22 protein-coding genes and 1 tRNA gene are annotated in these 22,847 nt (G+C 39.6%); 6 read left to right on the plus strand and 17 right to left on the minus strand.

The window, feature by feature from the left end; genetic code table 11:
- Positions 1-16: 16 nt before the first annotated feature.
- Both LfDm3_RS04335 and murB read right to left on the minus strand, forming a co-directional pair.
- Positions 17-2,128: a cation:proton antiporter gene (locus tag LfDm3_RS04335; RefSeq protein WP_039144432.1), complete on the minus strand. Its 2,112-nt coding sequence runs from the start codon at positions 2,126-2,128 to the stop codon at positions 17-19.
- Between the two features lie 14 nt (positions 2,129-2,142).
- Positions 2,143-3,042 (minus strand): UDP-N-acetylmuramate dehydrogenase, encoded by a 900-nt coding sequence (gene murB, locus LfDm3_RS04340; protein WP_156112355.1) that lies wholly within the window; start codon positions 3,040-3,042, stop codon positions 2,143-2,145.
- A 99-nt stretch (positions 3,043-3,141) separates the two neighbouring features.
- Between murB and LfDm3_RS04345 the strand changes: the two genes are divergently transcribed.
- Positions 3,142-3,912: an exodeoxyribonuclease III gene (locus LfDm3_RS04345; RefSeq protein WP_039144440.1), complete on the plus strand. Its 771-nt coding sequence runs from the start codon at positions 3,142-3,144 to the stop codon at positions 3,910-3,912.
- A gap of 14 nt (positions 3,913-3,926) precedes the next feature.
- Positions 3,927-4,460: a 3'-5' exonuclease gene (locus LfDm3_RS04350; RefSeq protein ID WP_039144442.1), complete on the plus strand. Its 534-nt coding sequence runs from the start codon at positions 3,927-3,929 to the stop codon at positions 4,458-4,460.
- An 18-nt stretch (positions 4,461-4,478) separates the two neighbouring features.
- On the opposite strand, the gene LfDm3_RS04355 is transcribed toward LfDm3_RS04350, so the two are convergent.
- The 12 genes from LfDm3_RS04355 to gap form a co-directional block, all read right to left on the minus strand.
- Positions 4,479-4,961 (minus strand): GNAT family N-acetyltransferase, encoded by a 483-nt coding sequence (locus LfDm3_RS04355; RefSeq protein WP_039144445.1) that lies wholly within the window; start codon positions 4,959-4,961, stop codon positions 4,479-4,481.
- Complete coding sequence (tsaE, locus tag LfDm3_RS04360; protein WP_039144448.1) at positions 4,951-5,427, minus strand: tRNA (adenosine(37)-N6)-threonylcarbamoyltransferase complex ATPase subunit type 1 TsaE; 477 nt, start codon at positions 5,425-5,427, stop codon at positions 4,951-4,953. The genes LfDm3_RS04355 and tsaE overlap by 11 nt, the downstream gene beginning before the upstream one ends.
- Positions 5,428-5,442: 15 nt before the next feature.
- Positions 5,443-6,417: a phosphate acetyltransferase gene (gene pta, locus LfDm3_RS04365; RefSeq protein ID WP_039144450.1), complete on the minus strand. Its 975-nt coding sequence runs from the start codon at positions 6,415-6,417 to the stop codon at positions 5,443-5,445.
- Between the two features lie 2 nt (positions 6,418-6,419).
- Positions 6,420-7,121 (minus strand): uracil-DNA glycosylase, encoded by a 702-nt coding sequence (locus tag LfDm3_RS04370; protein ID WP_010021875.1) that lies wholly within the window; start codon positions 7,119-7,121, stop codon positions 6,420-6,422.
- 83 nt (positions 7,122-7,204) lie between these two features.
- On the minus strand, positions 7,205-7,678 hold the full coding sequence (gene smpB / locus LfDm3_RS04375) for an SsrA-binding protein SmpB (protein WP_010021874.1): 474 nt from the start codon (positions 7,676-7,678) through the stop codon (positions 7,205-7,207).
- Positions 7,679-7,689: 11 nt separating this feature from the next.
- The gene (gene rnr, locus LfDm3_RS04380) at positions 7,690-10,029 is read right to left on the minus strand and encodes a ribonuclease R (protein ID WP_039144453.1); all 2,340 of its coding nucleotides are present in this window, start codon (positions 10,027-10,029) and stop codon (positions 7,690-7,692) included.
- Positions 10,030-10,145: 116 nt separating this feature from the next.
- Positions 10,146-10,382 carry a preprotein translocase subunit SecG gene (gene secG / locus LfDm3_RS04385; RefSeq protein WP_010021870.1) on the minus strand — a complete coding sequence of 79 codons (237 nt, stop codon included), beginning with the start codon at positions 10,380-10,382 and terminating at the stop codon, positions 10,146-10,148.
- Positions 10,383-10,467: 85 nt separating this feature from the next.
- Entirely contained in the window at positions 10,468-11,376 is a 909-nt protein-coding gene (locus LfDm3_RS04390) for an LPXTG cell wall anchor domain-containing protein (RefSeq protein ID WP_039144455.1), read from the minus strand.
- A 100-nt stretch (positions 11,377-11,476) separates the two neighbouring features.
- Positions 11,477-12,796, minus strand: coding sequence for a phosphopyruvate hydratase (gene eno / locus LfDm3_RS04395; protein ID WP_039144458.1), 1,320 nt, complete (start codon positions 12,794-12,796; stop codon positions 11,477-11,479).
- A gap of 86 nt (positions 12,797-12,882) precedes the next feature.
- A complete protein-coding gene (gene tpiA / locus LfDm3_RS04400) occupies positions 12,883-13,650 on the minus strand; it encodes a triose-phosphate isomerase (RefSeq protein WP_039144460.1) in 768 nt (255 codons plus the stop codon).
- A gap of 115 nt (positions 13,651-13,765) precedes the next feature.
- Complete coding sequence (locus tag LfDm3_RS04405; protein ID WP_039144463.1) at positions 13,766-14,983, minus strand: phosphoglycerate kinase; 1,218 nt, start codon at positions 14,981-14,983, stop codon at positions 13,766-13,768.
- A 90-nt stretch (positions 14,984-15,073) separates the two neighbouring features.
- The gene (gene gap / locus LfDm3_RS04410) at positions 15,074-16,078 is read right to left on the minus strand and encodes a type I glyceraldehyde-3-phosphate dehydrogenase (RefSeq protein WP_010021864.1); all 1,005 of its coding nucleotides are present in this window, start codon (positions 16,076-16,078) and stop codon (positions 15,074-15,076) included.
- A gap of 237 nt (positions 16,079-16,315) precedes the next feature.
- Between gap and LfDm3_RS04415 the strand changes: the two genes are divergently transcribed.
- The 4 genes from LfDm3_RS04415 (at position 16,316) to clpP (ending at position 19,941) form a co-directional block, all read left to right on the plus strand.
- Positions 16,316-16,387, plus strand: a tRNA-Arg gene (locus LfDm3_RS04415).
- 97 nt (positions 16,388-16,484) lie between these two features.
- Complete coding sequence (locus tag LfDm3_RS06710; RefSeq protein ID WP_052236613.1) at positions 16,485-17,141, plus strand: helix-turn-helix domain-containing protein; 657 nt, start codon at positions 16,485-16,487, stop codon at positions 17,139-17,141.
- 191 nt (positions 17,142-17,332) lie between these two features.
- Positions 17,333-19,249, plus strand: coding sequence for an asparagine synthase (glutamine-hydrolyzing) (gene asnB, locus LfDm3_RS04425; protein ID WP_039144466.1), 1,917 nt, complete (start codon positions 17,333-17,335; stop codon positions 19,247-19,249).
- A 98-nt stretch (positions 19,250-19,347) separates the two neighbouring features.
- Entirely contained in the window at positions 19,348-19,941 is a 594-nt protein-coding gene (gene clpP, locus LfDm3_RS04430; protein WP_010021861.1) for an ATP-dependent Clp endopeptidase proteolytic subunit ClpP, read from the plus strand.
- A 70-nt stretch (positions 19,942-20,011) separates the two neighbouring features.
- On the opposite strand, the gene whiA is transcribed toward clpP, so the two are convergent.
- The 3 genes from whiA to rapZ are packed head-to-tail and all read right to left on the minus strand — an operon-like array spanning position 20,012 to position 22,845.
- Entirely contained in the window at positions 20,012-20,944 is a 933-nt protein-coding gene (gene whiA / locus LfDm3_RS04435) for a DNA-binding protein WhiA (RefSeq protein ID WP_039144469.1), read from the minus strand.
- Between the two features lie 11 nt (positions 20,945-20,955).
- On the minus strand, positions 20,956-21,963 hold the full coding sequence (locus LfDm3_RS04440; protein ID WP_039144472.1) for a gluconeogenesis factor YvcK family protein: 1,008 nt from the start codon (positions 21,961-21,963) through the stop codon (positions 20,956-20,958).
- The gene (gene rapZ, locus LfDm3_RS04445) at positions 21,964-22,845 is read right to left on the minus strand and encodes an RNase adapter RapZ (RefSeq protein ID WP_039144475.1); all 882 of its coding nucleotides are present in this window, start codon (positions 22,843-22,845) and stop codon (positions 21,964-21,966) included.
- Between the last annotated feature and the right edge of the window lie 2 nt (positions 22,846-22,847).

A 22,847-nucleotide genomic window follows, 5' to 3' on the forward strand; every position in this document is an offset into this window, starting at 1 on the left:
AAGTGCAAGGCCTTTTTTAGTTATCACTTAACATTAACGTTTCCTTATAATTAATATCCTGACGCAGGTGCAGCCCCATTGCATGGCTAACTTTACGATTGTTAATCAACCTTTCCACCGCGCGCCGCTCAGCCTCAAGAGCAATTGAACGAAGCCGTAGAAGCTGGTACTCATATTCCTCGTCATCCTCATCAGGATCATTGTAGGAATGAGCTCGTTCAATCTGACTTTGATAAAAGGTAATAATAAAGTGAATAATTTGTGAATCAAAATCTTGCTCATTGATGTCACTTCGACTCAAAAAGTCGGAAATGGCATCAATAGCAGCCTGATCACCTACCACCGTGACCAGCCGTAATTCACTCTTCGTTTTCTTACTTTCGGACTCACTAACCTGCCAACTCTTAATCGAATGAAGAATCGATGAGAACCATCCTGGATAATACCAGTGGTTCTTTTTGTATCCATCATAACCGTTCGCGAACATCCGCCGTTCTTCCCGGTTAATTCGACGATTGGCAATCCAGTACGTATCTTTAGAAATTTGTTTTTCTCGATACAGTTCTTTAATGGCGTTTCGTTTTCCTTCTAAAGCGACCCGTCTTAAACTCAATTCTTCGTTTAATGACTTACTTTCAGCGCTATCATCCCTAGTCTTACGCAAGAGATTTCTTAACTCAACTTGATAGTCTAAAACCGTGTCGTAAACCGCACGTTCGTTATCATTCGTTTTGTTATTTTCGAGACTTGCAATGGCACTTTTAATGATAAAAATGCGCGCATCGTCCTCTGAAACGTAACCCGCTTGTTCGTCCTCTTCATCTTCTGTTTCATCATCATCTTCGTCTTTATCAATCAAAGAAGCTCGAGTTTCAAGCGGACTAGCACCAGGCGAAATAATTGGCAAAATAATAGTGGCAGCCACTAAACTAATGACAATTACCATTGCCGCAATGAAAAGCATTAGCGAACGATCCGGAAAGGCTTTTCCATCCGATAAGAGAGCAGGAACAGAAAGAATTCCGGCCATCGTAATGGCCCCACGTACTCCTGAAATTCCGGCTAAAAGGGCCACTGACAAACTTGGCTTTCGATTGGAACGTTTGGTTACATAGTATGAAAATAACTCATAACCTAAAATCCAAACCACTCGAATTACCAATAAAGCCACCCAAACTGCGAAGGCAATTCCGAATGATGCCAGCGTTCGATATTCTGATCCATTAATAACAACCCGGGTAGCAACCGGCAGCTCAATCCCTAGAATTAGAAAGACAATTCCATTTAAACAGTACACAATGACATCCCAGGTTCGATTCGTTAATAGGTTTACCTCGGGTGACTTAGTGTTAGCGACATTGGTCTGCAAATGATCAATAATTCCAGCCGCAACGACCGCAATTACTCCCGAGGCATGTAAAGCATCTTCTGCAATGACATAGATAATAAACGGGGTCAAAATGTGGAGAACCACGTTAAAGATAACATCATTAAAATGGACTTTTAATAATAAGTTTCGTAAAACAATGATCAGCGACATACCGACAATTCCGATAATCAAACCTACCAGCGCGGTATAGACAAAGTCAACTGTTGCATTTTTCAAAGAAAAATATCCTGTTACAACCGCTGCAATTGCATACTTAAACGCAATTAGTCCACTGGCATCGTTTATCAAACTTTCGCCAGATACCAGATGCAGGATGTTACTTGGTAGATGAACTCGTTTTGAAATTGATTGGACAGCAATCGGATCGGTGGGAGATAGAATGGCAATTAAGGCAAAACAGGCTGCTAGTGGCATTGATGGCACTAGCCAATTGACAAAATAACCACCAATAATGGTCGTAATAAAGACTAACCAGATGGCATTTTCAAAGATCGGTCCCCGCAGTTCCCATAACTCACGCTTCGGAAAATCTCGTCCATCATTGAATAATAACGGAGCAATGAACAACAGTAAAAACCAGTCAGTATTTAAATCAATCTTGAACTTAAAGAAAAGAGCTAACCCTAAACCAAGTAAAATTTGAATCAAACTAACTGGAATTTTCGTGACATAGTGGGAGATAATGCTAGAAAGCAGGACTAAAACGATTAACGTGATGACTGCTTCAACTATTACCATATGCTACTTCCCTCCTATTTTGGTTCACCAATGATCCTGACTTCGGTTTCAAGGTGAACCTGATTATCATGATAAACCGTTTCTTGAACGTGTTTAATCACATTTAAATAATCGGTAGCGGTGGCACCACCAACGTTAATAATAAATCCAGCGTGCTTTTTAGAAACTTCAGCTCCACCAGATCGATATCCCTGCAGGCCAGCATCATGGATTAGTTTACCAGCAAAATAACCCTTGGGGCGTTTAAAAACACTTCCACATGAAGGCCACTCTAACGGTTGTTTCGATCTTCTGAGGTAGTTTAGATGATCCATTTCACTCTGGATTTCTGGCTTATTACCAGGTTCCAACTTGAAAGTGGCTTCTAGTACCACATCACCATAGTCTTGGATACTACTATGACGATACCCAAAATCCAATTGATCATTATCTAAAACAATAATCTCACCCTGTGGGGTCAAAACCGTTGCTGACTCCAAGACATACTGGGTTTCTCCACCGTAAGCTCCGGCGTTCATGAACACACCACCACCAACACTTCCTGGAATTCCAGCCGCAAATTCTAGGCCGGTTAAGCCAGCTTTTTGAGCGGCTTTGGTTGCGTCAATATAAGCAGCCCCTGCTTCCGCAATTACCCGATGGTCCTCAGTTCGGATGGCATTCATTTTAGTGAGGATAATTGTTAATCCCCGAATTCCGCCATCTCGAACAATCAGATTACTGGCATTGCCCAGCACCGTAATTGGCATTTTAATTTCGTTTGCATAGTTTAATAATTCTTCGGTTTCTTTAAATGATGAGGGAAATGCGAGAAAATCAGCTTTTCCACCAGTCTTAGTCCAAGAATAATTGAAAAGTGGCTCATCTTTTAAGATTTCAATCTCCTTGAATTTGTTTGTTAAGTCTTCAACCATCGTCATTTTCCTTTCTAAATATACACACTATATTCTAGCACGTTATCATTATTTAAACACTTCCGATCGTGATATACTGGCATTGAAGGAGGGGATACAATGAATTTTATCTCATGGAATGTAAATGGTTTACGATCCGCAGTTAAAAAGAATTTTTACGAATTTTTCAATGAAATTGATGCTGACTTTTTTAACGTCCAAGAAACTCGGGTTCATGAAAATGATATCGCTCTAGAAGTTCCTGGTAATTACTATCAATACTGGGATTCAGCTGAACGCCCTGGTTACGCTGGAGTAACAACTTTCACCAAGCATAAGGCTCAAAACGTCATTTATGGCGTTGATGGGACTGATACTGATGTTGAAGGTCGTTGCCTAACCCTTGAATATCCTGACTTTTATTTAATTAACACGTACGTTCCCAACTCAGGCGAAGAGTTACAAAGACTTGATTATCGCCTTGATTGGGATCAAAAATTTATTACCTTTGTCAACAAACTCACTGGCACTAAGCCAGTCGTAATTGGTGGTGACATGAGCGTCGCCTACCAGCCAATCGATATTGACGATCCTGAAGAAGATCATCATAAAGCTGGGTACACACAACAAGAACGTGATGATTTTGGTCGTCTTTTAGCTTCAGGATTTGTCGACACATTTCGAGCCCTCCATCCTCACCAAAGTGGTGCCTACACTTGGTGGAGTTATCGATACGACGAACGAGCACGTGATCGTGGTTGGAGAATGGACTATTTCCTAGTTTCTGACTCCATTCAAAACGACGTGGCTGAATCAAATATTTTAGGTAACGTGATGGGTTCGGATCACGCTCCAATTCAATTAATTACCGACGGACTTAAGCTTAATTAGAGAGGATCATTTAAATGAATTTTGCGGCAATCGACTTTGAAACCGCTGCTGGAAAGCGTGCTAGTGCATGTTCGGTTGCACTAACGATCATAAGAAACGACGAAGTGGTTGATGAGTTTTACTCATTAATCAATCCCGAATGTGAGTTTAACTGGCGAAATATCAACGTTCATGGTATTCACGAAAAAGATGTAGTCGATTCACCAACGTTTCCAGAAGTTTGGGACCAAATTAATCCCCTCTTCGATCGAAACAAACTGGTGATTGCTCATAACAATAATTTTGATAACAGTGTCTTAAAGAAAAGTTTGGAGCGATATGGTTTAAGACAACCTCACTACCAAACTCTTGATACCGTTAAAACTTCAAAAAAGTTTTATCCTGGATTTGTTAATCATAAACTAAACACGGTTAGTCAAAATTTAGGAATCGAATTACAGCACCACCACAACGCCTTAGACGACAGCCTAGCGTGCGCTAATATCCTAATTTACGAATACCAACAGTTTGGTAAAAATGCCATTAAACCGTTTGTTAAATCCATTTAAAAAGACTGAGATTTATTCTCAGCCTTTTTTTATGTTCATTTTCATTTCAATTACGTGATCATCTTGACCAGTAACGACAAATCCTAGTTTTTTATACAATCGAAACGCGCCCTGGTTGGTTTTTAGAACCGATAAAGTTAATTCGTCCAATTGACTAAAATTAGCAATCCAATCAATGGCTTCTTGAATCAAGTAGGTGCCAAGTCCCATGTCTTGATAATCGGATAAAATTGCTACTCCAAGTTCACCGACAGTAGGAGCAACCTGACTGATACTTAAAACTCCGATTAGCTTTGTTCCGGCAACCGCCACCATAATGAGATTAGTCCCCGTGGCGTTAACAGCATCAATCGCCTGAGCTTCGGTTTCAGCAGTCAATTGATCAACCTGAACGTCAGTGGTGAAATTTTTCGATTCTTTACTTAACTGTTTCATTAATTTAATTAATGGAGCAGCATCCTTGGAATTAGCGGCTCGGATTGTGATTTCATCATCTGCCAAGGTTCAAATCCCCCGACTTTAGAATCGCATTAAAGTGACCACCACTAGCAGTCATTTCAATTGTCCGATCATTATCACCTAACTCATCATTTCTGGTGAACTTAATCCGTAAGTAATCGTCAGGAAGTTCATCCTCCGCAAATTTCGACCATTCCACAACACTCACTCCGTCACCATTGAAGTATTCGTTTAAACCCAACTCGTCGGCTCCGCCTTCTTCAAGACGATAGACGTCCATGTGATAAAGGGGTAATCGCCCATTCTTGTACTCCCGAATAATGGTAAAGGTAGGACTTTTAATGTTTCGCTTAATGCCAAGTCCTTTACCCAGTCCCTTTGTAAAGGTTGTTTTACCCGCACCCAGATCACCATCAAGTAAAATGACATCTCCGGCTTTTAAATCTGGAGCGAGTTCCTCACCTAATTTTTCGGTTTGTTCAGGACTATCGACTTTAAATTTAATCAAATAAATCGCCTCGAATTAAAGTGCTTGAGTAGCCGTAATGATGGCTACCTTGTAGACATCTTCAGCATTGCATCCTCGCGATAGGTCAGAAACAGGTTGATTTAATCCTTGAAGAATTGGCCCAATAGCTTCAAAACCACCCAATCGTTGGGCAATCTTGTAACCAATGTTTCCGGACTGAAGCTCTGGAAAGACAAAGACCGTTGCCTGACCAGCAACATCTGATCCTGGTGCCTTACTCTTAGCAACTGAAGGAACAATGGCAGCGTCAAACTGCAATTCACCGTCGATCGGCGTGTCCGGATCCAACCTTTGAGCAATCTTAGTTGCGCTTTGCACCTTATCAACTTCAGGACCCTTTGCTGAACCCTTCGTTGAGAAACTTAGGAGAGCAACTTTAGGATCAATATCAAACAAACGGGCTGTATGAGCACTTTCAACCGCTACCTCACCGAGTTGTTGATCGTCTAACTCGATGTTAATGGCACAATCGGCAAACAAGTAACGTGTGTCACCTTTTTGCATCACAAAGGCCCCACTGATTAATTTTACTCCTGGCTTAGTTTTAATAATTTGTAAAGCAGGACGAACCGTGTCACCAGTAGGATGAGCTGCTCCTGAAACCATTCCGTCAACGGTCCCCATGTATACCATCATAGTTCCAAAGTAGTTGGGATCTTTTAACCACTCACGGGCGGTCTTTTCATCGGTTTTGCCATTTCGACGCTTAACCAATGAATCAACCATTTGGTTAAATGTTGCTGGATCAACATTATTAATATCAATAATTGTAATCCCATCTAAATCAATCCCATTTTCATCAGCAACCTGTTTAATTGCCTGAGGGTCGCCTAATAACGTAGGCTCAACCAGATGGTCTTTCTTAAGTCGGCTTGCGGCTTCAACAATTCGATGATCTTCTCCTTCGGGAAATACTAATTTGATGTTCTTACCATTGATCTTTGCTTTCAAACTATCAAAAAGGTCCATAATTAACTCTCCTTATTAGTGGCAGTGACGTGTTCTGGTAATTTCCAGTTAATTGGTTTCTCCCCCATCGCTTCAAGTGCTTCGTTCGTTTTTGAAAATGGCTTGGAGCCAAAGAAACCACGATTAGCAGATAAAGGACTAGGGTGAGCAGATTGAATGACAATGTTAGCGTCGGTATTAATCAATTTGATCTTATCTCTAGCAGCTCGGCCCCATAGAATGAAAACAACGGGTTCGGGTCGCTTAGAGAGTTGCTCAATCGCGTAATCAGTTAATCTCTCCCAACCTTTTCCACGATGAGAAAATGCAACTCCATCCTGAACGGTTAAAACCGAGTTCAGCAACAAAACGCCCTGTTCAGCCCAGCTCTTTAAGTAACCATGGTTAACCGGTTTAATCCCAAGATCACTTTGTAGTTCCTTATAAATATTTTTTAGTGATGGTGGAACAGCGACACCTGGCATCACCGAAAAACTAAGTCCATTAGCTTGATGTGGGCCATGATAAGGATCTTGACCTAGAATAACGACCTTCACCTTGCTAAACGGAGTCCACTCAAATGCTTGAAAAATGTGATGCATTTCTGGATAGATGGTTTTATTATTGTATTCTTCCACCAAGAAATGTCTTAATTTTTGATAATATGGTTTCTTAAATTCTGGTTCCAACACTGGCCACCAGTCATTATGAATAAACGGTTTCACTTCCAACACCTCAATTACATTTTACCATAAGAGAGCGCTTTCTTGGTAAACAAAAAAAGAGTACCAAAGCACTCCTTAATTAACTAGTAATGTTTCATAACACGATCAATCTGCCGTTGAGTATCACGCTGCTTGATGGTTTCACGTTTATCGTATTCGCGTTTACCTTTAGCCACTCCAATGAGCACCTTGGCGTAACCGTGTTTTAGATAAACCTTCAGAGGAACAATGGTAATTCCCTTGGTCAATGTGGCTTCACCAAGCTTCTTGATCTCTTTTTTATGCAACAATAACTTTCGATTACGTAATGGATCATGATTAAATTGATTTCCCTGTGCATACTCACTAATGTGAACGTTCATCAAATATGCTTGTCCGTTTCGAATCTGCACAAAGCCATCCTTTAAATTCATTCGACGTGCTCTAACCGATTTAATCTCAGTTCCAGTTAACGATATTCCAGCTTCATAGGTGTCTGAAATAAAGTAATCATGTCGAGCCTTTCGATTGGTTGCCATTACATTTTTTTCAGTTGGTTGATGCTTTTTTCTAGCCATGATCCCATCTCCTATTTTTTACGACTATTAGATGGTTTGGTTCTGATCTTAAATGAATGTCCCTTTTTACCGTTCTTTCTCCGATCTTGATTCTTATAACTCTGACGACGATTCTTTCCATCGGAATGCTTTCCACTGTGATGATGTTTGTCATTTTTATGCTCTTGTTTTGGCAAAAGTTCACTCAGTGGTGCATCTTCTGGTTTAACAATTTCAAAGTCAACGGTCATCTGATCAACGTCGGCCGCAACACATTTAACCCGTAAAGTCTGTCCGATCTTGTAGGTTCTCCGTGTGTTTCGCCCAACCAGTGCCATGTACTTTTCAACGTATTCGTAGTAATCATCGTCCATCTTACTAATGTGAATCAAACCTTCAACGGTGTTTGGTAGTTCAACGAACATCCCAAATTTCATTACTGATGATACGACGGCATCGTACTCTTCACCAATGTGTTGGGTCATGTATTCTGCTTTCATCATTGAGTCAACGTCACGTTCAGTATCAACTCCACGACGTTCAGTCTCAGAACAATGCACAGCTACTTCTCCAACTTGATCCGCGTAAGTTTGGCGGGTTTCATCGTTAATTCCATTATCTTCATAATAATGAATCAAGCGGTGAACAAACAAATCAGGGTAACGACGAATTGGTGAGGTAAAGTGGGTGTAATACTTGGCACCTAAACCAAAATGACCCACACACTTGTCGCTGTATTTCGCCTGTTGCAAACTTCGAAGCATCATTACTGATACCATCGTTTCCTCAGGCAATCCCTTCACTTTACCTAAAATATTTTGCAAAGTCTTAGGAGTCAAGTGATCTGGATCTGCTTTAACCTCGATTCCAAAGGCAGTCAAGAATTCAAAGAAATCCTTAACCCGAGTTGGATCTGGGGTTTCATGGACACGATAAATGAACGGAACCTTAAGCTTATAATATGTTTCGGCAACCGTTTCGTTGGCGGCCAACATGAATGATTCAATCATTCTTTCAGCCAAACCTCTAGTTCTCAGTTTAATGTCAACTGGCTTACCTTCCTTGTTCATGATGATTTCTGCCTCATCATCATCAAAGTCGATTGCACCACGACGTTTTCTTTGTTTGTATAAAATTCGGTGTAGTTCAGCCATGGTTTCAAACATTGGTACTAAATCATGGTATTCTTCCCGAGTTTTCTTGTCTTTTGATTCAAGAATGTTATTAACGGCAGTGTACGTCATTCGAGCTTTTGACTTCATCACACTAGGATGAATTCGTTTCTTAATCACTTTACCCTGTTGGTTAATTTCCATATCACAACTCAAGCACAAACGAAGTTGTCCTTCATTAAGGGAACAGATTCCGTTTGATAAACGACGCGGTAACATTGGAATAACACGATCGGTTAAGTACACTGACGTTCCACGCTTATACGCTTCACGATCCAAGAGAGTTCCCTGCTTAACGTAGTGACTAACATCAGCAATGTGAACCCCTAAATGATAGTTTCCGTTTGGCAACTTCCATGCGGTAACGGCATCATCTAAGTCTTTTGATGATTCACCATCTATGGTGACTAAGTCTTGATCAGTGATATCTTCGCGACCCTTGGTTTCCTCTGGTAGAACATGATCCGGAATGGCGTCAGCTTCTTCCAAAACATCTTCAGGAAATTGGGATGGAACATCATGGGCATAAACTACCTGAAGGATATCAATCCCAGGATCGTCAACACTTCCGATAACCTGTTTAACGATTCCAACCATGTAATCAGGATGTTCGTTACTAGGATACTCAGTGATATCGGCAGTAACCACTTCTCCTGGAGTTGGATGAAGTCCAGCATCAACAACGTAAAATTTGAGACCCGAGAGCTTCTTATCCTTTAAAATAACTTGACCTAAGTAACCATGGTCATTGTCAGTCTGACGAAATTCTCCTACCACATGGGTATAGTGGTGTTCCAGAATATTAACCACTTTAGCTTGCGGTCCACGATCAGAATCTTTTTCCCCTGGCTTAGTGATCTGAATCTCAACCTTATCCAAGTTCATCGCATGCATGGTCTCATCTGGTGCAATAAATGCATCTGGTAACTCATCATCATATCTTACAAATCCAAAACCCTTAGGGTTAGAATGAAAAATTCCTTCTAACTTTAATTCACTAGGATTAATTTTAAAATCACCGTTCCCAGTTACCACTACGGCACGGTCACGCTCCAGGGCAGCAAGCTCTGAAACAATTAACTTGAAAGCTGATGATCCATGGTAATTCAAGTCATCAGCTAATTTTTCAACACTATAACTTTGATCAGGATGTGATTGTAACTCCTGTTCAATTTCATTTTTTAACTTATTATCTTGCAATATATTTTCCTCTACAATCCAATTGACTTATAGTCAATTATAAATCTCATTCTTTAATAAACGCTAGTAATCCGCTTTAAATACAAAAACCCCCTGCTTAACAGGAGGTTTTTTTATTAATGTGATGAAATCCACATCAGAATTAATGCAATACCAAAGAACAAAATTCCTAGTACCACAGTCACTTTTTGCATAAATGCCTCAAAGCCCCTAGGCTTGGACTCAGAGGAAGAATCGTTCGCACCACCAGAGAGTGATGACATTGCATCATTATTCTTAGAAGGTTGCATTAAAACTGCACCAATAATGAGGATACTAACGATCCATAATAATATCATCAAAAGATTATTCAAAAAAATGCCTCCTACCCATTAGCTAAACAGGCTTATCAATACTTTAATTAGTTTAGCATAAATGCGGAGTTATTTCTAGTCCATCCTATTTTCCGGTCCGATTGATCCTAATGAACCAAACTGAACTAACTAATAAGAGTACTACCCCAATCAATGATAAGAACCAACTACTTTTTTCACCCGTTCGAGGTAAACTCTGAGAGTGATGACGACGATCAGTAGTACTTTTATTATTTTTAAAAGTGGATTGGGTTCGGTGATTTGCGTTATTAGTAACCCGATGATCATGAATTTCTGACCAATTAGTTGTGGACTTTCTCAAATGATGATTGATGTGATCATCAGAAATTTGGTTATTGTTATGACTTATCATCCCATCAGTAGAACGAGTGTGACCTGGGTGCTTAGGAAAGACTAAACGATCTTTGGAAGGTTGCTTTTTCGAAGGCTTCTCGATCTTTTCTTCACGTTTGGGATTGTGATTCTTTTTAGTAGGTTTTAGTGGAATATGATGATCTTCGTTATTCCCCTTCTCATGCTTCTCATCATGATGGTGGCTTGGTTTAACCGGAATGGGTACGACCGGGGTATGCTTTTTCTCATCATGATTAGGAATTGGCTTTGGTTCTGGCTTATTATCACTAGGAACGGGTATAATTGGCACCGGTGGGGTTGGAACTGGATCAGGAATTTTTTCATCTTTATTGTAATTAAAGACCACCACGTCCCTCCCGATATAGATTGGTGCAATACTTGTGTCTAAATGGAACCCCGGAATGATCGGAGCTTTGATGTCAGCTCGATTCTTAACGTTCACCTTTGCAATATCAAAGGCGTAGGATGAATCCCTTACTCCATCCTGATTAATCCAATGCTTGTGAGCGGTAATGGTATACTCACTTGCTTTCGTAATTGGTGCAAAAAAACTCATTGACAAACCAACGGTAGCAACAATTAATGCTAAAAACAGTGGAAACTTTTTTGTGATATTCATATTTCTCCTCCTCTTTCTGTAATTAGATACGCAGGCGGATTCGAAACTTATGAATTTATGTACAAAAAAACACCTTCATAACGAAGGTGTTTTAATTTTATTATTTTTTAATGATTGCTTCTTTAGCTTCTGGGCTCAAGTTGTAGAATGAGTTAATTCCTTTGTACACAGCAACTGATCCTAATTGATCTTCAATTCTCATCAATTGATTGTACTTAGCAATTCTTTCACCACGGCTCATTGAACCAGTCTTGATTTGGCCAGTGTTTAAAGCAACAACTAAGTCTGAAATAGTGGTATCTTCAGTTTCACCAGAACGGTGAGAAATAATTGCAGTGTAACTAGCTTCCTTAGCCATGTTAACGGCATTAACAGTTTCAGTTAAAGTACCGATTTGGTTAAGTTTGATCAAGATTGAGTTAGCAACGTTCATCTTGATACCCTTTGATAAGTATTCAGTGTTAGTAACGAACAAATCATCACCAACAACTTGAACTTTCTTACCTAAGCGTTTAGTAGCCATTTGCCAATCTTCCCATTCGTTTTCATCCAATGGGTCTTCGATTGAGATGATTGGGTACTTGTCAACGATTTCATCAAGTAAAGTGATGAATTCATCAGCAGTGTATGACTTACCGTCACCAACCAGGTTGTACTTCTTAGTGTCAGCGTTGTAAAATTCTGAAGCCGCACAGTCAAAGGCAATTGAAATGTCCTTACCAGGCTTGTATCCAGCACGTTTAATAGCTTCAACTAAGATTTCAAATGGCTCTTCGTTATTCTTCAAATCAGGTGCAAATCCACCTTCATCACCAACAGCGGTTGAGTATCCACGTTCTGCCAAGATAGCCTTTAAGTTATGGAAAGTTTCTGATCCCATCCGAACGGCTTCTCTAAATGTTTTTGCACCAATTGGCATAATCATGAATTCTTGGAAATCAACCTTGTTGTTAGCATGCTTACCACCATTGATAACGTTCATCATTGGAGTTGGAAGAACATGTGCATCGAAACCACCTAAGTAGTTATACAATGGAACACCAAGTTCGTCGGCTGCGGCTCTAGCAGCAGCAATTGAAACAGACAAGATTGCGTTAGCACCTAACTTAGCTTTGTTAGGAGTACCATCAAGCTTGATCATAGCTTGGTCAATACCTAATTGATCAGTTACATCAAAACCAACGATTTTTTTTGCAATGATGTTGTTAACGTTGCTAACAGCTTTAGTAACACCTTTGCCCATATATCTATTTTTGTCTCCGTCACGAAGTTCAACAGCTTCGTGTTCACCGGTTGAGGCACCTGATGGGACGATTCCACGGCCCATTGCACCGTCTTCTGTGTAAACTTCAGCTTCAACAGTTGGATTACCACGTGAATCCAACACTTCGCGAGCATAAATATCAGAAATAATTGACATGTTATCTCTCCTTAGTGAATTTGTTACCTATATTTAAAGGTCAACTTAATTCTATTAGTTTAGACCTTAAGTTGCAATCATAATAACTATTTATTTTGTAAATCTTGGTAATTTGCTAGCTCTAAAAATTCCTTAGATTTAAGACTGCTCTTTCCGGCTAAAATGCCGTCAATATCAATCTGTTTCATCAAAGCAACGATGTTATCAGGATCAACACTACCACCGTACAAAATTCTGATCTGATTAGCAACATCATCCGAATAGATGTCAGCCAAAGTTTGTCTGATTAAATAACATCCTTCTTCAGCTTCAGTAGTTGACGCACTGTGACCAGTGCCGATAGCCCAGCTTGGTTCGTAAGCAATGACAACCTTTAAAGCGTCCTTTTCAGAAATACCCTTTAACCCAGCCGTCACTTGATTAACAACCCAGTGAATTCGATCACCAGTTTCAAGCCGACCCATCGTCTCGTCACAACAGAGAATGGGACGCATTCCGTTGCTTAGAACCGCATGAACCTTCTTATTGATGATATCGTTGGTTTCATTAAAGTAACGACGTCTCTCAGAATGTCCTACAATGACGTATGGAATTCCCATCTGGCTGAGTGCCTTGGGACTTACTTCCCCCGTATAAGCACCTTCATTTTTGTAAAAACAATTTTCGGCTGTGACATGCAATGGACTAGATCCATTGGCTTTAAGCATTGATTCAAGAAACAATGGTGAAGCTGCTAAAGCAGTCTCAACGTTCTTAGGATCTGGTAACTTATCTTTAATATCGATTACAAATTGAACCGCTTCATCTAAAGACAAGTTCATTTTCCAGTTCCCACCAATAAAAGGAATACGCATGATACTTCTCCTTTCGTAATTCATCTTTATCTATATTTTAGCCGAAAGAGAAGCAATAAGCTAGAAAATTGACACAGACAAAAAAAGTCATCGAATAAATCGATGACTTTTTAAATTATTTTTTATCTGAAATTGATGCAATCCCTGGAAGTGTCTTACCTTCAAGGTATTCAAGTGAAGCTCCACCACCAGTTGAAATATGGGTTAACTTATCAGCAACACCCAATTCTTTAACAGCAGCAGTTGAATCTCCACCACCAACAATGGTAGTAGCATCCTTCAAGGTACCTAGGAATTCACCAATTGCCAAGGTTCCCTTAGCAAACTTAGGAAATTCAAAGACACCCATTGGTCCATTCCAAACGACCGTCTTAGCGTCTTTTAGAACATCTTCGAATAATTTAATACTCTTAGGTCCAATGTCAAGACCCATCATGCCATCAGGAATTCCACCATCAACGATTTCAGCTTTAGCATCATTTGAGAACTTATCAGCTACAACTGAGTCAACGGGTAGGACGATTTTATCGCCAGCCTTTTTAAGGATATCTTTGGCAACATCAATCTTGTCTTTTTCAACAAGTGAGTTACCAGTAGGAATGCCCTTAGCAGCATAGAAAGTATAAGTCATTCCACCACCAATGATGATCTTGTCGGCTTTATCTAACAAGTGGTCAATAACACCAATCTTATCAGAAACTTTAGCACCACCAAGAATTGCGATGAATGGATGCTTAGGATTATCAACAGCGTTACCTAAGAACTTAATTTCCTTTTCCATCAAGTATCCGGCAGCAACTGGCTTCCCTGCTTTTTCCATTGCCTTGGCAATACCAACGTTTGAAGCATGTTCTCTATGAGCAGTTCCGAACGCATCATTAATGAATTCATCACCAAGTGAAGCCCAGTATTCACCTAACTTAGGATCATTACCAGATTCACGTTTAACGTTTTCACCATTTACAACGTCTTCATAACGAGTATTTTGTACCAAAAGGACTTGGCCATCTGACATATTGTCAATAGCTTCTTCAAGTTGTGGACCTTCAGTAACAGGAACAAAGGTAACTGGTTTGCCAAGCAACTCAGCTAGCTTTTCTGCGACTGGACGAAGTGACAAACCTGGTTTGTCGTCTTCTTTTTTAATTCGGCCTAAGTGAGAGAACAGAATTGCCTTACCACCATGATCAATTACGTACTTGATTGTAGGAAGTGCAGCAACAATTCGGTTATCATCACCAATTTTACCGTCCTTAACCGGAACGTTAAAATCGACTCTCATTAGAACTTTTTTGCCTTGAACATCTAAATCGTCAACGATTACTTTTGCCATCGTGATTGCCTCCAATGTTTAATTATATTTTATAAAGGAAAAGACGGAAGAGATTTCCCTCCTCCGCCTTTTCAAAGTTGCAATCTAAAATTATAGAGTAGCAAATTTCAACAAGGTACGAACCATGTTGCAAGTGAAGCCCCATTCGTTATCGTACCAAGCAACAGTCTTAACTAATTGTGTGTCACCACTTTGGGTGATTTCAGTTTGACCTGGATCAAATACTGACCCGTGTGAGTCTCCGATAACATCAGTTGAAACCATGTAATCGTTAGCGTAACCAAAGGCATCGTTAACATGGCTCTTCATAGCATCGTTAACTTCTTCAGCAGTAACGTTCTTGTCTAAGATAGCTACTAATTCAGTTAATGAACCATCAGCTACGGCAACACGTTGTGCGTGACCCTTAAGGACACCATCAAGTTCAGGGATAACCAAACCGATAGCTTTAGCAGCACCACTTGAGTGAGGTACAGTGTTAATAGCAGCGGCACGGTTATTTTGTAACTTAGCACTACGTGGGCCATCTTGAAGTGCTTGTGAAGCAGTGTAAGCATGAACAGTAGTCATAGTACCTAACTTAACGCCGAAGTCTTTGTTCAACCAGTAAGCCATAGGTGCTAAACAACTAGTGGTACATGAACCAGCAGAAACAATCTTGTCTTCTGAAGTTAAGTCGTCCATGTTAACACCAGGAACAACAGTAGTCATTTGACCAGCAGGAGCTGAAATCAAGACACGCTTTGCACCGGCATCAAGATGAGCTTGTGCCTTTTCTTTTGATGTGTAGAAACCGGTACATTCAAGTACGAAGTCAACACCATCATTCTTAACCCAAGGAATGTTCTTTGCGTCACGTTCTGCATAAACTGGGATACGAGTACCATTAACGATAATTGCATCTTCAGTAGCTGAAACGTCACCGTCAAAACGACCATGAACTGAGTCATATTTTAATAGGTAAGCTAACATTGAAGGGGTAGTTAAATCATTAATTGCTACGACTTCGATATCACTTGAATTTAATTCAAGGATACGTCTGAATGCTAGACGACCAATTCTTCCGAAACCATTAAGACCAATTTTTGTAGTCATAATATGCTTCCTCCTTTTGGAATAATCAAATTTTAATACATTCACATCTTAACACTTTTGCCAAATCATGTCAGTGATTAAAAACACCAAACGACAAGCCGCAAGCGATAAAATTGTGACAATGAATTCGAAATTCATCACCAGAGATAGTATAGCAAAAACTAACCCGATTTGTAATTAAAAAACCATTATTATCTTGAGTTTTTTCCTCTAATCTACTATATTTAAGAATGTACTGCGCGTGTAGTGTAATGGATAGCACGTAAGATTCCGGTTCTTAAGATGACGGTTCGATTCCGTCCATGCGCATAAAAGCAGTGAGAGATTAACCCTCACTGCTTTTAATTTCGCTCAATTTGCCAGTATAATAGAAGAAAATTGATACTATTCTAGTAAGGAAATCAGCATGAAATTAAACGAAAAGCTAAAAAAATATCGAAATCAAAATAACCTTACTCAGGCTGAAGTGGCCCAAAAACTCAACGTGTCTCGTAAGACCATTTCAGCATGGGAAAATGGTCGAAGCAGACCTGATCAAGATGCCATCACAGCGTTAGCGAATCTCTATGACATCTCAACTAATGAACTAATTGGATCCAAGTCCAAGAGTTCATCCCAATCAAAATTAACATTTAGACAGAAAATGATCCGAATCAAACGTTACGGCTATATTTCTAAATACGCCTACTTCTTTGAGCTAGTTTTACTAGTAATTGGGGTAGTCTTATTCATTTTGCCGTTTAATCTCCACGACTTATGGTTAATTCCCCTCTTCGTAATTGATCTTTGTGTCATCATCCTTTACGAAAAGAATTGGAAAACCATCACAGATGACAAGCCATTGATGAAAAAAATTGAAATTTTATCACCCATTCTATGGCTAGTTATTTTTCTGATTGGCTGCGTTATTAACCTTGACGCCATGCTTAGTCATGATTTAATGATGAAAATTGGAACTATTATTGGTATAATTATGTTTTCATTAACACTAAGTGCTGGCTTGATTTTAGGAATTTTATTCCCACTTAAGCGAATGACGGTCAAACGGTCGTCTAAGAATTAGTTAGACAATTACATCATGAAAATACTGATATAAAGGCAATGTAACCCGTGATGTAACCCTTAAATAGACATAATTATTAATATTTTGTTTAGACTAGCCATGCTTAGCTAGCCTTTTGTGTGTGAACAACTTAAGATAGTTATTGAAGTTAATGCAGAAGTAAGTAAGCAATTTAAAAAGGAGAAGATACTATGTGTGGATTTACTGGTTATATTAACCAAGATAATATCCCAAAGGATACTATCAAAAATATGGCTCAAAGAATTAAACATCGTGGTCCAGATGATGATGGATTCTTCCAAAACGAAGATGTCTCGATGGGATTTCGGCGTTTATCAATTATTGACCTTGCCAACGGTCACCAACCAATGTTTGGTGACAATGACACCGACGTCTTAACATTTAATGGTGAAATTTATAATTACAAAGATTTACAAAAAGAACTAATTGAAGCTGGCCAGGAATTCGATACTGATTGTGATTCAGAGGTTTTAATTCGTGGATACGAAGCATGGGGTCCTAAGAAGTTACTTTCTAAGCTCCGTGGAATGTTCGCCTTTGCCATCTATGATTCCAAAAAGCATCAGGTATTCGGTGCCAGAGATCACTTTGGGATTAAACCAATGTATTACTATGATGACGGTAAGAACTTTATGTGGGGATCAGAAATCAAGGCCTTTTTGGCTAACCCTAATTTCAAAAAAGAAATTAATACAAAACTGCTCCCGGTTCATCTTAGCTTTGAATTCATTCCTTCAGCAGAAACAATGTTCAAGAATGTCTACAAGGTTATGCCAGGACAGTACTTCATCTATAAAGATGGAAAAACTACCACTGACACATTCTACAAATACAATTACGATCACATTGATGACTCTCAAACCATCGATGGTGACGCTAAAAAAATCGAAGGACTCGTTGATGACAGTGTCAAGGTCCACATGGCTTCCGATGTTCCATTAGGTAGTTTTCTATCAAGTGGAGTTGACTCCAGTTACGTTTTAAACGAAGCTGCTAAAATCAAACCGATGCAATCCTTCTCACTTGGTTTTAACGGTTCTAAGTACAGTGAATTAAGCTGGTCAACTAAATTTGCTAAGGAAATCGGGCAGAAAAATACCGCTACCACCATTGATGGCGATGATTACTTTGATTTTCTTCCTACCATGATGTACTACATGGACGAACCTCTATCAAACCCATCTGCACCACAACTTTACTACTTATCACACAGTGCACGAAAAGACCTCATTGTGTCTCTCTCTGGTGAAGGTGCCGATGAATTCTTCGGTGGTTACAATACCTACCTAGAAGCCTTCACTTTTGAGAAATATCAAAAAATGGTTCCTAAGTTTGTAAGAACAGCTCTCGGTAAGATGGCCTCAATGTTCCCACGCTTCCACGGACGTCGCTTCTTAATGCGTGGTGCCGAACCACTTTATGAACGTTACTACCGGGTTAACTATGTCTTTGATCAACATGATCGTGATCGTGTCTTAAAGGATAAGTCACTTAACTTTGATACTGGTGAGTACACTAAACACATCTTTGACGAAGTTGCTGGCAAAGATGAAGTAACCCAAGAACAATACTTTGACATTAATACCTGGTTACCATTTGATATCTTGCATAAAGCTGATCGTATGAGTATGGCTAACAGCCTTGAAGTTCGTACTCCATTAGTTGATAAGGAAGTTGCCGCCTTTGCGCAAACAATGCCAACTAAGACGCGAATCACCTTTGATAAGGATGGTAATCCAATTACCAAAGCTGCATTTAGAAAAGCAGCTTCCTCACAAGTTCCAAAGGTGGTCGCTGATAAAGAAAAACTTGGTTTCCCATCACCAATCGCTCAATGGATCAAGGAACCTAAATATCATGCTAAAATTGAAGAAGCCTTTCATTCTGACATTGCTAAGAAGTTCTTCAACGTGGACGAATTAGACTACATTCTAAAAGAACACATGGAAGGTAAGTCCAGTATGCAGAAGATCTTTACCATCTACACTTTCATTCTTTGGTATGGTGTTTACTTCCCAGAAGACACCAACATGAACTACAATAAAGAAGTTGATTTACACAAATACTCACGTGAATCGATCGCTTAATTATCATCAAGCAAAGTCTTTGACCTTTATTGACCTTTAATGTAGAATGACTTTTATAACTTGATATAATTTAAAATTATCAAAGGAGGAGTATGGATATGAATTTAGTTCCAACTGTCATTGAAAACTCACCACAAGGTGAACGTGCATATGACATTTACTCACGTCTTCTAAAAGACCGAATCATTATGTTATCCGGTGAAATTCAGGATGATATGGCTAACGCAGTTATCGCTCAACTATTGTTCTTGGATGCCCAAGACTCTGACAAAGATATCTACTTGTACATCAACTCACCCGGTGGTGTGATCACTTCAGGAATGGCCATCTACGATACGATGAACTTCATCCACGCAGATGTTCAAACCATCGTTATGGGAATGGCTGCATCAATGGCCAGTGTCTTGGCTTCATCTGGTGCTAAGGGTAAGCGTTTTGCATTACCACATTCTCAAATCATGATTCACCAACCATCTGGTGGTGCTCAAGGTCAACAAACTGAAATTGAAATTGCTGCCAAAGAAATTTTACGAGCACGTAAGATGATTAATGAATTACTTGCTGAAAACTCCGGTCAACCACTTGAACGAGTTAACCGTGATACTGAGCGAGACAATTACCTTACTGCCGATGAAGCAGTTGATTATGGTTTGATTGATGGCATCATGAAGAACAGTTCTGACAAAAAATAATTAAATATTATTTCATAATAAAAGCAGCATTTAGAATTATTCTAAATGCTGCTTTTTTGTTGTTTTATTATCATTCATTTGACCGTAACTCCGTCGCAAATTCATTAATCTTACGTAAACGATGATTGACTCCTGACTTAGAAATCGGACCATTTGGCACCAGATCGCCTAGTTCTTTTAAACTAACCTCCTGATGTTTCATCCGAACTTCTGCTACATCGCGCAGTTTTGGTGGTAATTTCTTTAATCCCACCGTATCCTTAATAAACCGAATGTTCTCAATTTGTTTGGTAGAAGCATTAGCCACCTTATTCATGTTGGCGTTCTCACAGTTTACTAACCGATTAACGGAATTACGCATGTCCCGTACAATCCGAATATCTTCAAACTTCAGCATTGAGTTCGTGGCCCCAATCAACTGAAGAAAATCAGCAATCTTTTCGGCTTCTTTTAAGTATGCGATACAACCGCTCCGTCTGGTAGTGGTTTTAGCCCCCAAATGGTAGTGATTCATCATTTCCGCAATCATTTCATTATGATTTTCGTACGTAGAATAAATCTCCAAATGGTACCGAGACGTCTCTGGATTATTAACGGACCCTCCCGCTAAAAAGGCTCCACGCAAATAAGAACGCACCTGTCCATCATCCTTCAGAAGCTCCATTGGAACCCGTTCAATGATCTTATTGCCATCCAAAATTCCAAGATCATCCAAGATTTCACGCACATGATGATTTAGTCGCACCACGTAAAGATTGTTCTTTTTCAGCTTCATCTTTTTTCTTACTAAGACTTTTCCCTCCACGTGATAAAACTGAAGTAAAAGTCGATACAATCGTCTGGCAATTGCAGGATTCTCAGATTGCATATCCAATACGAATCGTTTTTCGTATATTTTAAGTGTTCCATTCATTCTAATCAAAGCCATCAATTCAGCCTTGGCATTGGCTCGATGAACTTCTAGATTAGTTAATTCTTTTTTGACGTCACTAGCATATGACATCTCATCATCCCCTAATGACGAATTTTAGGTTGCCCTAATAAGCGAATCAGTTCATCTGAAACTAGCGGGCCATTATGAAAAGCCCCATGATCCCGTAATTCAAGAAAATCAGATGAAATGACGCGACACCCCTGTTCTTTTAAACCCTTAAAATCAGATTTAACTGGTTGAGCTTCATCACCCCAACGTTGATGATCAACGTAACTGGCGGGCACTTTCTTATTATTAACTAAAACGGTGTCAATAAAATTAGTTTTCAGATGTCGGTTCAAGACCCGAACGTGGTCGGCATCGGTAAAATTATCAGTTTCACCCTTTTGGGTCATAATATTACAAATATAGACCACTTCGGCATCAGTCTCGGTAACAGCCTTACCAACATTATCAACCATTAAGTTAGGCAGGATGCTGGTAAATAAGCTTCCTGGACCTAACACAATTTGATCAGCATCCATAATAGCGTTAATCACACTTGGAACCGCTTCTGGCTTCTTATTTCCATCAGTTGGTTCAACCCAAACTCTTCGAATCATTTTATCAGAATTAGTGATCTCTGATTCACCAGACATAGTTGTGCCATCAGCGAATTCAGCATGTAGTTCCAGGCTCTCATCACACACCGGATAAACATGACCATCAACTTTCATAATGTCAGTTAACTTTTGAATGGCATCAAAAAAGCCTCCACTCATTTCCGAGAGTGCAGCAATTATTAAATTACCAATGGCATGACCGGCAAGAAACTTGTCAGACGATTCAAAGCGATACTGTAAAATATCTAAATCAATCTGTGGCAACGTCGAAAGCGCCGCCAAGACATTTCGAATGTCTCCCGGTGGTAATACATTGATATAGTTTCGAAGGATGCCAGATGATCCACCATCGTCAGCGACCGTAACCACTGCAGTGATATCAACATCACGTTTTTTTAAACTCTTTAAAATTACAGGTAATCCGGTTCCCCCGCCAATGACAACCATCTTCGGGCGACCGATTCTTTTACCTACTTTGTCAATCATTTACTTAACCCCTTTGTGGCGGTTAATGTCTCTATGTGTGACATTAACGGGATACCCGAGTTGATCCTTGATATCCTTAGCTAATCGCTCAACCATTGCAACCGAACGATGTTGACCGCCAGTACAACCAATTGCCATGGTGACAGTTGATTTTCCTTCTTTTTTAAATTTAGGTAACGTAAACTTAACGAGGTCAAAGACTTTTTTGTAAAACTCATTTGCTTCATCCTGGTTCATGACGTAATCATAAACGTCTTGATCTTTCCCAGTCTTACTTCTCAATTTAACTACATAAAAGGGATTCTTCAAAAAACGCACGTCTAAAATAATATCAGCATCGATTGGAAGTCCATATTTGAACCCGAATGACATTAACTCAACGTGAAATGGTTCCGAATGAGATAATTCAAACTTATGAATAATTTCCTCACGGAGCTCTTGCGGCGTCAAATCACTGGTATTAATGACCAGATCAGCCGAGTCTTTAACCCTTTTCATTAGTTTTCGTTCTTTTTCAATTCCGTCAACAACCCGTCCGTTTCGTGCTAATGGATGGGTCCGACGGCTTTCTTTATATCTAGATACTAATTTTTCATCAGAGGCATCGAGGAAGATTACCTGATCCTCAGTGTCTTTATCATTGGCCATTTCAACTAAAGTATCAACAATTTCACGATACGAAGCTGGTGCTCTTAAATCAATTACTAAAGCCACTTTCTTGATTTCACTAGATGTATGAACTAGTTCCATGAATTTTGGAATCAGAGCCGGTGGAATGTTATCCACACAAAAATATCCTAAATCCTCACATGTCTGCATCGCAAGTGTCTTACCCGCTCCACTCATACCCGTAATAATCACAAACTGTTCGTTGTCTGCCATTT

It is taken from the genome of Fructilactobacillus fructivorans (genome assembly GCF_000814735.1).
In the GTDB taxonomy this organism is placed as follows: domain Bacteria; phylum Bacillota; class Bacilli; order Lactobacillales; family Lactobacillaceae; genus Fructilactobacillus; species Fructilactobacillus fructivorans.